Consider the following 12,459-nt stretch of genomic DNA (forward strand, 5'->3'; position numbering starts at 1 on the left):
ATGGACTTAAAATACTGCGCAAGCGAGATCAGTAACATCGCTCTTTCGATGTTTAGAAAAAACTTTTTCGGCGTCTTTCACGGCTCTATTTCGGCTAGAATTCAGCACGACTCTTTTTTGATAAATAAAAGAACGACGATTTTCGATAATCTCAAAGAAGAAGATCTCATAATGCTAAACTCAAAAAGGGATTACCGCTGGAACGATGCTAGCATAGACGCGGACATCCACCTAAATATATACAAAAATATAAATGAAGCCAAATATATCTGCTACGCCATGCCGCCATACCTAACGGCTTATACTTTGGGACATTCTTTTATTCGCCCGAGGGATTATTTCGGCTACATCAAACATCACGAGATCCCGATTTATGATCCAAAACAGTTTGATGACTGGTATGAACGCGCAGATACGGAAATTTATCGTTATATGTTAGAGAATAAAACTAACATAATGGTCATCAAAGGATACGGCGTATACGTGCATAGCAGGACCTCGTATCAGCTGGCAAAAGACGTCGCAATCCTTGAAAATACGTGCAAATTGCTAAGCGTAGCGCACCTTTACGAGTCGGAGCGCAACTAACGTTTTTAAGAATGTTAGTAAATTTTTTGAAATTTTATCGATAAAAAGCACGTTTTTAAGGTGATATTTACGAAATTTCAGTAAAATAATGCATAAAATTTTTATAAATTTGAAGGAACTAGATGATAACTTGGATGCAAAAGCATAGAAAATACCTCGTCGTGACGATCTGGGTGAGCACGATAGCCTTCGTCGGAGCGGGCTTCGTCGGATGGGGAGCATACGATCTAAACGCGAGCAGAGCTAGCTCGGTAGCTAAGGTCGGACATAGAAATATAAGTATCCAAGAGTTTCAAAACAGATACGGTCAGCTTCACGCATACTACAGCCAGCTTTTTGACGGACAGCTAAGCGACGAAAAAGCAAGCGAGCTAGGCATAGAAAATTTAGCATTAGAAGCGTTAGTAAACGACGCTATGCTTTTAAATTTTGCCGATGATTTAGGGCTTGGCGTAAACGACGAAGATATAGTAAAATACATCATCGCCGATCAAAACTTTCACTCAAACGGCAAATTTGACAAAGAGCTTTATAAAAATACCCTAAAAAGAGCTAGAATCACTGAAAGCGAATATGAAGAGGGTTTAAAAAACGTGATACTTTTAGACAAACTAAGACACGCTTTAAATTTGCCTGCAAATGCTCAAGATATAGATATGCTAACGGCTAGTTTTTTGATGCAGGATAAAATCTCGATGCAAGTCATAGAGGCTGGCTCTGACGAAATAAAAATAGATGAAGATGCGTTAAAAAAACTCTGGGAAGAGCACAAGAATGAATATAAAACTATGACCGAATTTAAGCTTGATACCAAATTTATCCCAGCTATATCAAGTGATGCAAATGCTAACGAGCTAACAGAATTTTACAACGAAAACAAAAACGAGTACAAAGGTAGCGACGACAAGATAAAAGAATTTGAAGCCGTCAAAGACGAAGTCCTAAAAGACTACAACCTAAAGCAAACTAAAAAAGTCGCTCTTGAAGAGTATCTAAAAATCAAAAAAGACGAAAAGCAAGCAGACGTTTTGATATCTACATTTGAAGATAATGCAAGCTTGCCGATGGATGAGCTAAAGCTAGCCAAAAAGGGCGACACGCTAAAGCCGTTTGAATACGAAGACGGCTATATGATAGTAAAAGTAAAAGAGATTGTGGCTCCAAGAGTAATGAGTTTTGACGAGGCGAGGGATCAAATTTTAGAACTTTACAAAGAGCAAAAAACCAAAGAAATCGTAGAAGCAAAGGCAAAAGAGTTGCTTGAAAAAGGATTTCAAGGTACCGATATAGGGTTTGTTAGTAGAGATACCGTAAAAGCTGAAGGCGGACTAAGCGAGGGCGAGTTTAATATCTTCGTCAATCGCCTGTTTGAAAAGGGCGGCAAAAAGGGCTATGTATTGCTTGGCGATAAGGCTGTAGTTTACGAGATAGCGGAACAAAAACTAACAAACAGCGAAAAAGAGAAAGAATATAAAGAAATAATAACGCAAAATGTAGGTTTCTTAAAAAATAACGAGCTTATTAGGGATTTGAGCGGTGCGCTTTCTAAGCGTTATAAAGTAGAATATTACGTTAGTAAAAAGTAAAATATTTTAAAAAGGTATTGAATTGGGTACTAAAATTTTAGGCATCGACGTAGGTTCCGTTCAAATTTGTGCAGTCATAGGGCAGCACGATGAGACAGGGCTTAAAATAATCGGAATAGGAACCGCAAAAACTCAGGGTATAAAAAAGGGCGTCATAACGAACATCGAACTAGCTTCAAAATCAATAAAAAGCGCTTTAATAGATGCTCAAAGGATAGCCGGCACCCGCTATGAAAAAGTAGTGGTGTCGATCTCGGGAGCTTACACGAAAAGCGTCGAAAGTAACGGCGTAGTAAACGTACCGACATACGAAATCGGCATAAAAGAGATCCACCGCTCAATGTCAGAGTCTGAGCGAAGGGCGCAAATCCATAGCGATTACGAGAAACTACACATACTTCCTTATAATTTCAAAGTAGACGACCAGGAGCATATAGAAGATCCTTTGGGTATGAACGGAAGCAGACTCGAGGTACAAACTCATATCATAATGGCGCAAAAATCATCTCTGAGCAACCTCAGGAAAGCGTTAAATTTGGCTGGGGTCGAGCCTGATAATATCGTGCTTTCGAGCTACGCTTCGGCTATCGCGACGCTAAATCAAGATGAAAAGGATTTGGGCGTAGCATTTATAGATATGGGCGGCGCCACATGCAATATGCTGGTTCATTCCGGAAATTCGATAAGATATAACGAATTTTTAGGTATCGGCTCGGCAAATATCACAAACGACCTTTCTGCTGCACTTCATACGCCTATTTTAAAGGCTGAGGAGATAAAGCTAAGCTACGGCTCTCTTATAAATAAAGCAAATGAGTTAGTAGAAATCCCTCCGATAAACGACGACGGAAAGACACAAGAAGTATCTCTTGACGTTATCTCAAACGTAATTTATGCAAGGGCCGAAGAGACCCTAATGATACTAGCCAAGATGCTCGAAGATAGCGGATATAAGGCCTCGATAGCGGTGGGCGTAGTGCTCACGGGCGGCATGACTAAGCTTGAGGGCATCAGGGAGCTTGCTTCGGTTATATTTGACAATATGCCGGTCCGTATAGCAAGACCAAAAGAGATGGAAGGGCTTTACGAGATTTTGCGAGATCCGGCAAATTCTTGCGCGATCGGACTTTGTATGTACGGCGCAGGCTACTTTACGCCTTACGAGATCGACTCCGAAAAGAAAATGCGCTTTAAAGACGAAGCTATCTTGAGAAATAAAAATTTAAAAAATATAGTGGACGATTCCAAATCCAAGAACAAAGACGACAGCAAAAAGCCCGACGAAAATGGAGAGAAAATTTTCAACGGAACGGTTTTAGACGACAACTATATAGATGATTTAAGAATAGACGATGAAAGAACTTTGCAAGACGAACTGAACGAAGATGAGAGCAAAAAAGAGAAAAAACCAAACGTATTTTCTCAAATTTGGAACAAACTAACACAACTATTTTAAAAGGAGACTGAGTTAAGATGGGTAACTTTATGGTAGAAGAGAAAAAACCTTCATACGGCGCTAAGATCAAAGTAGTAGGCGTAGGCGGCGGCGGCGGCAATATGATAAATCATATCATAAGAGAAAAAGGCGGCGAGATGGACATCGAGCTAATAGTCGCAAACACTGACGTAAAGGCTCTTGATAGCTCTTTGGCCTTTACAAAGCTTCAGCTCGGAGAAAAGATCACGAAAGGTCTTGGCGCAGGTATGAATCCTGACATAGGAAGCAAAGCTGCCCAGGAGAGCTACGAGGAGATCAAAACCGCTCTTGAGTATTCAGATATCGTATTTGTAGCATCCGGTCTTGGCGGCGGTACAGGTACGGGCGCAGCCCCTATCGTAGCGCAAGCTGCAAAAGAGATAGGCGCTCTAACGATAGCAGTCGTAACTATGCCGTTTGATTTCGAGGGTAAAAAGCGCTACAACCTAGCTCTAAAAGGCCTTGACGAGCTCAAAAAAGAGTCTGACTCTATAGTCGTAATACCAAACCAAAGACTAAAAGCGCTTATAGACAAAAAAGCGGGCATCAAAGAAAGTTTTAAAATAGTTGATAATGTTTTAGCTCGTGCCGTTAGCGGCATGTGTACCATCGTACTTGACTCAGGAAATAGCGATATAAACTCCGACTTTGCGGACGTCAAAAAGGTAATGGAGCACCGCGGTATGGCGCTACTTGGCATAGGCGAATCAGAGGGCGAAGGCGCAGCGCAAGAAGCCATCAAAAACGCCATCCAGTCTCCGCTTCTAAGCGACATCACTATAAACGGCGCCGTGGGCGTTCTAGTTCACTTTAAGTACCACCCGGATTCTCCTTTCAGCGACATCGAAGAGGCAATGTGCTTGATACAAAATTCAGTCGACGACGATGCCGATATCATATGGGGCACAACAAGCGACGAAAGCTTTGAGAACAACAGAGTTCAGGTTACCATCATCGCAACCGGCTTTCAGGGTAGAGAAGATGAAAATCCTACCGTAGCTACTCCTGCTCCTGCTACGATAAATTCTAAAAACTCGTTTCTAGATCAAAGAATAAGCAGACTAAAGGTCAGCGGCGGATACAACAGCGAAGAAGCATCGATAGTCCTTGAAACGCCATCTTACATCAGAAACCAAATGGATTAATAAAAAGGATTGGGTCTCCAATCCTTTTTAAATTTGACTGTATTGGTTTTTTAATATCTACAAGACTGTAGAAATTTACCAAGATTACTACTAAAATTTTTAACAATTAAAATTCAAATAGATATAAATCAAGATATATCAAAGAAATCATCATACCAAAGTTTAACATTTGCATTTAACTATGAAACTGCTTGATACCGATAGGCTGTAAAAACAATAAATTTCAGAAGGTGCTTTAGTAGGATTTTTATGCTCAAACTGTATAGCGTAGGTATCGCATAGTTTTTCGACGCGCCCTACGCGGCGCATCTGGCGAAGCACCATCCGACCTGGCGGCTTGAGGGCAGTGGGGTAGGGTATAAGCTCGGCGGGATTTTGTACGTATTTTGGTGCGAGCGGACGCGGACGAGCGGGTTTTCATGCAGTGTACGTGAGTGAAATTTTGGAAAGGCACAGTGAAAATTTGCTAAATGTATTGCTGTTAGAAAATGGTCGCAAAAACGATAAAAGAGATATTTGGCTAGCAAATTTCTAGCGAGATTGCTTGCCGGCAGGGTTAAATTTGCCGAGCCGGTCTTAAATTAAATATACTCTTTGGTGCGCTTTAGGTCGGTGATTAGCGGAGGATTGTCCTTGTGCATCATCTCTATGAGCCGTTCTACGCGCTGCGTAGTCGGGTCCTCGCGTAGCCAGTCTAGCTCGCGCTACGTGAGGACCCACCATCTGGAGGAGCTCGACTCTGCCGTTTGGTGTATCTATGCCGCCAAGTACCGGATCGGGCGCGAAGGCGACGCCTACGAGTTTCGTGTCCGTATTAAGGCGCAGGGGAGAATTGGTCGGTATGAAGTGGTAAGCCTCGAACCATTTTTTGCTTTTATAGACGTATTTGGCGAGATTTTGCATGAGGGATATCGTCCAAAAAGGCTCGTTTGGGACTACCTTGCTGCCAAAGGACTCTGAGTTAGGATCGTCCGCAAACGGCGCAACACACATTCTAAACTCAAAGCCCCAACCGCTAAATTCTTCCTGCGTGCTTTGCGGATCATAATAAAGCTCACTCATACCAAAGCTCACGACGTGGCGGTGCGGCTTGCCCTCGACGAAATCAAATATACTAACGCCTTCTACATAATCCTCACCGCCCAGGCTCGCATGTAGCCGCGACGGGTAGTGGCATTCGTTTGCGGGATCGTAGATATTTTCTAGCGCGCGTGCTATCGGAGTCCCAGCCGGGCGCGTCGTCCTCGCTAAATTTAGCCTCGTACTCTTGCGTCGTCATTTTTATGCCTTTTAGCGAGTTGCGTTAAGCGCGGGTACTATATATAAAATTTGCAAATTTAAGGAAATGGGGATAAATTAAAAAAAGCTAAAATTTACGCCTATAAGATTTAGGCGTAAATTTCATCCACGATAGTATCTACGAAATCGTGCGGGTCAAATTTGACTAGATCGTTCATCGTCTCGCCGGTGCCGATGTAGAGTATCGGCAGCTCCAGCTCGCGTGCAACGCCGAAAAGCGCTCCGCCCTTTGGCGTGCCGTCAAGTTTGGTGATGATGACGCCATCAAGCTTCACGATGTCGTTAAAGGCCTTTGCCTGCGCTAGGCCGGCGTTGCCCTGCGTGCCGTCGAGAATGAGGATCTTGCGGTGCGGCGCGCCTGCGTAGGCTCTGTCTGCGATGCGCACGATCTTGCTTAACTCGTTAGCTAAATTCGTCTGATTTTGCAGGCGGCCGGCGGTATCTAGGATGACGTTGTCTAGGTTTTTAGCCACGGCCGAGCTTATCGCGTCAAAGGCGACCGCGGATGGATCGTGGCCCTGCTGCGTAGCGACGATAGGCACGCCCGTTCGCTGCGCCCACTGACGTAGCTGCTCGATGGCTCCTGCTCTAAACGTATCGCAAGCGCCCAAAATCACGCTTTTGCCTTCATTTTTATATAAATTCGCAAGCTTTGCGATCGTGGTCGTCTTGCCTGCGCCGTTTACGCCCAAAATGAGCTCCACGAAAGGCTTTGCGCTTTTTACTTCGCGCTCGTTTTCGTATATAAAATAGGTATTTAAAAGCCGCTTTAGATCGTCTTTTTTGACCTCGTTTTGCGGCGGCAGATAGTAGAGGACTTCTTCGACGATCTCGTAGGTGATGTCGGCTTCTAGCAAGATCTCTTCTAAAATTTCCTTTGAGATTTTTTTATCGGCGGGCTTTGACGAGCGTATCGCCGTTAGCGTCTTATCAAGCCCTTTTTTTAAAAAACCAAACATCAGTCGATCACCTTATTTATATCGCTTTCTAGCATCTCTTCCGGCACGAGCCCGACGTAGTGCGTGGCGTATTCGCCGTTTGGCTTATAAAGCACCATGTATGGGATGCCTACGACGCCGCCTAGAGCTTTTGCGAAGAGGAAGTTATTTTCGCCGTAGCTAACGCCGAAATTTACTTTAAATTTCTTCATAAAAGCGTCTATTTCGTCTTTTGACTTATCTTCCATAAGTACGCTTACGATTTTTAGCTTGCCTTTAAATTTATCGCTTAGGTTGTTTAGGTGCGGGATTTCCGCCTTGCACGGCGGACACCAAGTGGCAAAAAAGTTAAACAAAATCGCCTCGTCGTTACCCTCGACCTTAAAGCCTTTGTCAAATTTTTGTAGCGTCATCTTGCTCTCGTCCATTAGCGTTAGCTCAAACGGCGCTTCCAGGCTTGCGCTTTGGTTTTGGCTCGGCGCGGAAGTAGTAGTTGGCGCGGCGTCGCTCGTCTTGGTCTGACTTGCGTCGTTTTTGTTTTCATCGCCGCAGCCGCTCAAAAGTAGCGCCAAAAATGGTATAATCAAAAGGTTTATTTTCATTGAATAATTCCTGTCTAAGATTGGTTTTAGGCTTGAATTATACATAAATTTTATGAAACGAGCGTTAAATTTGATAAAAGAAGAGTTTAGGCGTGACGCAAAACGGATTTTGAAAAAAGAGGTTCAAATTTCGGCGCGAGCGAAACACTACAAGATGTTTAAGCCGCTTTTAAATTTGCTAACCGAGCTTAAAGCGAAACGGATTTTGATATTTAATCCACTTTCTTATGAGCCAAATTGCTACATTTTGAGGCGCGAGCTAGCCAAAAAGTATGAAATTTTCGTTCCGTTTATGCTTGGTATTAGTTTAGAAATGGTAAAATCCAGGCTACCGCTTGTATCTCGGACGAAATTTGGCGTAAAAGAGCCGCTAAGTACCAAGATATTTAAAAAGCGTATAGACGTAGCTATAGTTCCGACTCTCGGGGTGGATGGAAATATGGCGCGAATAGGGCACGGTAAAGGTTTTTACGATAGATTTTTTGCAAATTTGCCTTACCGACCTACCTTGATATTCGTTGAAATTTTAGACAATTTTACAAATGAAATCATATCCGAAGATCACGATGTTACTTGTGATTTTTACCTGACCCCGAGCAAAATTTACGTAAAAAGAGGAATCTATGATAGAGATTTTAATCGGCTTAGGAACAGGTGCGGTGGGCGCTGGCGCAGGCTATCTCATTGCTAAAAAAATCAACGACGCGAACTACAATATATTTTTAGAGCAGGCTAAAGCAAAGGCTAAAGCGATAGAATTTGAGGCCGAGCGCACGCTAAAAGACGCTAAAATCCAAGTCCAAGAGGCCGAATTTGAAGCCAAGAAAAAATACGACGACAAAACCGTAAAACTACAAAAAGAGTACACGCTAAAATTTGAAGAGATAGGTAAAAAAGAGCAAACTCTGCTAAACGAGCAAGAAATTTTAAATGAAAGCAGGGCTGAGCTAGAAAAATCCCGAAATGAAGCAAAAAGCGTCTACGAGGAGGGGCTTGGGCTAAAAGCAAGCTATCAAGCCAAACTACAAGAGGCGCTAAAGGTGCTTGAGCACGCCGCCGGCCTAACGCAAGAAGAGGCACGCGAAGAGGTGCTAAAAAAAGTAGAGGAAAAAAGCCGTGCCGAGATCGCTCACATCGTACGAAAACACGAAGAAGAGGCTAAACGCGAGGCTAAAAAGCGCGTGAATTATATTTTGGCGCAGGCCACGTCGCGATTTGCGGGGGAATTTGCCGCTGAGCGCCTGATAAACGTCGTGGATATCAAAAACGATGAGCTAAAAGGCCGCATAATCGGCAAAGAGGGACGCAATATCAAGACCCTGGAAATGGTGCTTGGCGTAGATATTATCATCGACGATATGCCTCACGCCATAACGTTAAGCAGCTTTAATCTTTACCGAAGAGCGATCGCGACGCGCGTGATAGAGCTTTTGGTGCAAGACGGCCGCATACAGCCGGCAAGGATAGAAGATCTGCATAAAAAAGTATGCGAAGAATTTGAGACCTCGATCCTAGAGGAGGGCGAAAATATCGTCATCGATCTAGGTCTTAGCAAAATCCATCCAGAGATAATGAAACTAATCGGCAAGCTAAAATTTAGAGCCAGCTACGGACAAAACGCCCTTGCGCACAGCCTCGAGGTAGCCCATCTTGCCGGTATAATCGCAGCCGAAACCGGCGGAGACGAAAAGTTAGCCAAAAGAGCGGGCTTGCTGCACGATATCGGCAAGGCCTTGACGCATGAATTTGAGGGTAGCCACGTCGATCTGGGCGCTGAAATTTGCAAACGTTACAAAGAACACCCCGTCGTCATAAACGCCATCTACGCCCACCACGGACACGAGGAGGCAACTAGCGTAGAAAGCGCCGCCGTTTGCGCTGCGGACGCTCTAAGCGCGGCTCGCCCCGGAGCGCGTAGAGAGGTGCTTGAAAGCTTCCTAAAACGCGTCGAAGAGATAGAAAACATCGCAAAAAGCAAAGAGGGTATCAAACAGGCATACGCGATAAACGCCGGTCGCGAGATCCGCGTCATCGCAAACGCCAAGCTCATAAACGACGATGAAGCGGTGCTCGTTGCTAAAGAGATCGCTGCAGAGATCGAGAGCAAGGTGCAGTATCCGGGCGAGATCAAAGTAAACGTGATACGCGAAACTAGAGCCATAGAAATGGCGAAATAGGTCAAATTTAGGTAGAAAATGAGAAAAATTTTACTAGCGATTTTTTGCGTTTTAGTACTCGGCGCCAACGACGAACTCGTGCTAAACGCGTCAAATTCTTTTACGACGACGATGCGCAAGAACGCGGACGCGCCGGTTAAGGCCTTGCTTCAAAACGCAAAAGCGGTCGTCGTTTTTCCAAGCATTACTAAAGTCGGTTTCGTGCTGGGTGGTATGCACGGCAAAGGCGTGATGCTCGTGGGAAACCCGTACGCGCCCAGCGAAATGATAGTCGTGGATATCAGCGGCGGCAGTATCGGACTACAGGTGGGTTACGAAAATAGCTCGCTCGTGCTTTTTATCCTAAAAGATAGCCTAGTAGCCGACATAAAAGACGCCAAAATCACGATAAACGCCGACGCATCGTTTGCATTTGCCGATACGGGTAAATTTTATGGAAAAGTGAGCGATTTTAGCTTCACCAGCGATATTTATGCGTATACGGACAATGACGGGTTTTTCGCAGGGGCGAGCTTTGGCGGAGCGGTGCTGGCTAAAACTAGCGACGCGCCTCTAAGAATGGATAGCTACGGATACAACGCGCTAATGGGCGCTATCTCAAAATACTAAAGGCCGAATTTGCAAGAGATGCTAACCTCGCTATCGACCTACGGGTACGTGATAGTGTTTTTATATTCGCTTGGAGGTGGTATGGTCGCTATCATCGCGGCCGGCGTGCTTGCTCATCTGGGCAAGATGGACATAACCGTGAGTATCGTGCTGGCGGCGGCCGCCAATGCTATCGGCGATACTTTGCTTTTTTACGTCAGCAGGTATAACCGCGCGGCCGTGATGCCGTATCTGGCTAGGCATAAACGCAAGCTTGCCTTCTCTCAAATTTTATTTAAGCAGCACGGAAATAAAATAATATTTTTCAAAAAATTTATCTACGGACTAAAGACTCTCATCCCGCTTGCTATCGGACTTACGAAGTATTCGTTTGCTAAATTTAGCGTCATAAACGTTGTTAGCGCGGTAGCTTGGGCGATTTTGCTCGGACTAGGTAGCTTTTGGGCGGGTGAGGCGTTTGAGCGGGCGTGGGATTTTATGGGCGAAAACGGCTGGCTGATGCCGGTTGCGATGTTTTCGCTACTGGCGCTCATCTGGGTATATCTACAACAAGCGACTAAAAAGAAAGGAAGGTCGGAATGAAAAAGTTACTCATTGTATTGGTGATTATAGCCGGCGTGGTTTTTGGCGGGCTAAAATTTAATGCAAACAAGGTAGAGGAAAAGTATAACGAGGCTTTGAGCTTAATCAAAGCAAACGGTATGGAGGTCAAAAACAGCGTATTTGAGGGCGGTCTGCTAAAATCGCACGCAAACTACGACGTGGTTTTGTCTAAAAGCTACATAAACGAGCTCGTCTCTCTTGGCGAAGAGTACGGCGCGCCCGAGGATCTAGCGATAAAAATCGACATGAATATCTCGCATGGGTTTGATAGCCTGTTAGGTAAATTTGAGCTTGCGGGCGATGCCGAGTTTTTAAACGACCCGTATAAAAATTTCATCAAAGAGATATTTGATACGACGAGACCTATCAAATTTCACGCGGACGGCGCTTCGGGCGGAGATAAAAAATTCGTCTTTGAGCTAGTCGGAGTACAAAAAGAACAAGACGGCAATAAACTAAATCTCGCCAAATCGTTTTTAAATTTTGATATAAACGGCGAAAAGAAAATAACTGGAGTCTCTTTCGTAAACGATTTTATCGACTTTGCTAGCAAACAAGGCGTTGCTATAAAAATCAAAAATATCGACTACGACGTGAAGTACGAAACGCCGATCGAGCCTAATATGATCTCAAAAGCTCTCGTAAATAGCGCTTATAAATTTGAACTTGGCGGCATAGACGTGATTTCTGGCACCGAGGCTCTGCAAATCGGAAAGATAACGAGCGACTCCAAGCTAACCGTGCTAAGCGATACTCTAACGCAGGACGATACGAGCACGATAGAGAAGATAAAATATGCAAAATATGAATTTAAAGACTTTTTGATCAAAACGAAATTTACAAATTTAGATAAAGCCGCGTTTGAAGATATTATTAACGCCAAGGGAGAGCCTGAAGCTCAGCTTGCGGCTATAATGCAAGCACTTGATAAATTTATAAAAAGAGCGCCGAAGCTTACCTTTGAAAATTTAAATTTTAAAAATGCGGCCGGCAAGAGTTATGCCTCAAATTTTGAGTTTTCTATCGACCCGGACGGGGTAGATAGTCAAAATTTTCTTGACAATATCCCGACTGCTATAAATTTTAGCGGCAAAATTGAGCTTGATACGACGCCGGGAGAGTTTATATTCGGCAGCGGCGAGGAAAAAGAGGGAATAAATGCAATGCTCGTAAACGGCGGACTATTTAAAGAAAACGGCGGCAAATACGTAACTATTTTTAAATACAATAAAAGAACGCAAGATTTAATCTTTAACGAAAATTTATCTCTAAAATCTCTTTTTCAATAAAATTTAGCATGCTTAGACAAATTTTTATGTTTGTTTAAGCATGTTTTCTATATACTTCACTTTCCGCTTCACAGAAAGCGAGTTTTTTAAATTAACACTGTTAAACTAATTAGTCAATCTTTGAAATCTAAACAAGTGATCGATTG

General features: G+C 43.8%; 13 protein-coding genes. 9 read left to right on the plus strand and 4 right to left on the minus strand.

Annotated elements, in window-relative coordinates:
• The 4 genes from RWM02_RS06445 (at position 1) to ftsZ (ending at position 4,796) form a co-directional block, all read left to right on the plus strand.
• A complete protein-coding gene (locus RWM02_RS06445; protein ID WP_185898690.1) occupies positions 1-588 on the plus strand; it encodes a class II aldolase and adducin N-terminal domain-containing protein in 588 nt (195 codons plus the stop codon).
• A gap of 122 nt (positions 589-710) precedes the next feature.
• Positions 711-2,174, plus strand: coding sequence for a peptidylprolyl isomerase (locus RWM02_RS06450; RefSeq protein WP_314070269.1), 1,464 nt, complete (start codon positions 711-713; stop codon positions 2,172-2,174).
• A 22-nt stretch (positions 2,175-2,196) separates the two neighbouring features.
• Positions 2,197-3,630, plus strand: a complete 1,434-nt coding sequence (gene ftsA, locus RWM02_RS06455) for a cell division protein FtsA (protein ID WP_314070271.1) — start codon at positions 2,197-2,199, stop codon at positions 3,628-3,630.
• A 17-nt stretch (positions 3,631-3,647) separates the two neighbouring features.
• Positions 3,648-4,796, plus strand: a complete 1,149-nt coding sequence (ftsZ, locus tag RWM02_RS06460; RefSeq protein WP_314070274.1) for a cell division protein FtsZ — start codon at positions 3,648-3,650, stop codon at positions 4,794-4,796.
• 576 nt (positions 4,797-5,372) lie between these two features.
• Here the strand turns inward: ftsZ and RWM02_RS06465 are convergent.
• From RWM02_RS06465 to RWM02_RS06480, 4 genes are all read right to left on the minus strand, one after another.
• A complete protein-coding gene (locus tag RWM02_RS06465; RefSeq protein ID WP_314070301.1) occupies positions 5,373-5,993 on the minus strand; it encodes a suppressor of fused domain protein in 621 nt (206 codons plus the stop codon).
• The gene (locus RWM02_RS06470) at positions 5,932-6,075 is read right to left on the minus strand and encodes a hypothetical protein (protein WP_314070277.1); all 144 of its coding nucleotides are present in this window, start codon (positions 6,073-6,075) and stop codon (positions 5,932-5,934) included. The genes RWM02_RS06465 and RWM02_RS06470 overlap by 62 nt, the downstream gene beginning before the upstream one ends.
• 109 nt (positions 6,076-6,184) lie before the next feature.
• Positions 6,185-7,054 carry a signal recognition particle-docking protein FtsY gene (gene ftsY / locus RWM02_RS06475; protein ID WP_314070280.1) on the minus strand — a complete coding sequence of 290 codons (870 nt, stop codon included), beginning with the start codon at positions 7,052-7,054 and terminating at the stop codon, positions 6,185-6,187.
• Positions 7,054-7,635 (minus strand): TlpA family protein disulfide reductase, encoded by a 582-nt coding sequence (locus RWM02_RS06480; RefSeq protein WP_314070283.1) that lies wholly within the window; start codon positions 7,633-7,635, stop codon positions 7,054-7,056. Before RWM02_RS06480 ends, ftsY begins: the two co-directional genes overlap by 1 nt.
• A gap of 52 nt (positions 7,636-7,687) precedes the next feature.
• Here RWM02_RS06480 and RWM02_RS06485 point away from each other — a divergent pair, with 52 nt between their 5' ends.
• From RWM02_RS06485 to RWM02_RS06505, 5 genes are read left to right on the plus strand one after another with little or no spacing between them, the layout of a single operon-like run.
• The gene (locus tag RWM02_RS06485; RefSeq protein WP_314070285.1) at positions 7,688-8,326 is read left to right on the plus strand and encodes a 5-formyltetrahydrofolate cyclo-ligase; all 639 of its coding nucleotides are present in this window, start codon (positions 7,688-7,690) and stop codon (positions 8,324-8,326) included.
• Positions 8,259-9,812, plus strand: a complete 1,554-nt coding sequence (gene rny / locus RWM02_RS06490) for a ribonuclease Y (RefSeq protein ID WP_314070288.1) — start codon at positions 8,259-8,261, stop codon at positions 9,810-9,812. Before RWM02_RS06485 ends, rny begins: the two co-directional genes overlap by 68 nt.
• A gap of 18 nt (positions 9,813-9,830) precedes the next feature.
• Positions 9,831-10,421, plus strand: coding sequence for a lipid-binding SYLF domain-containing protein (locus RWM02_RS06495; RefSeq protein WP_314070291.1), 591 nt, complete (start codon positions 9,831-9,833; stop codon positions 10,419-10,421).
• Between the two features lie 9 nt (positions 10,422-10,430).
• Positions 10,431-11,003: a DedA family protein gene (locus tag RWM02_RS06500; RefSeq protein ID WP_297939991.1), complete on the plus strand. Its 573-nt coding sequence runs from the start codon at positions 10,431-10,433 to the stop codon at positions 11,001-11,003.
• A complete protein-coding gene (locus tag RWM02_RS06505) occupies positions 11,000-12,313 on the plus strand; it encodes a DUF945 family protein (RefSeq protein ID WP_314070294.1) in 1,314 nt (437 codons plus the stop codon). The genes RWM02_RS06500 and RWM02_RS06505 overlap by 4 nt, the downstream gene beginning before the upstream one ends.
• Positions 12,314-12,459: the final 146 nt, after the last annotated feature.

This window comes from Campylobacter showae, assembly GCF_963515975.1.
Taxonomy (GTDB): Bacteria; Campylobacterota; Campylobacteria; order Campylobacterales; family Campylobacteraceae; genus Campylobacter_A; species Campylobacter_A showae_F.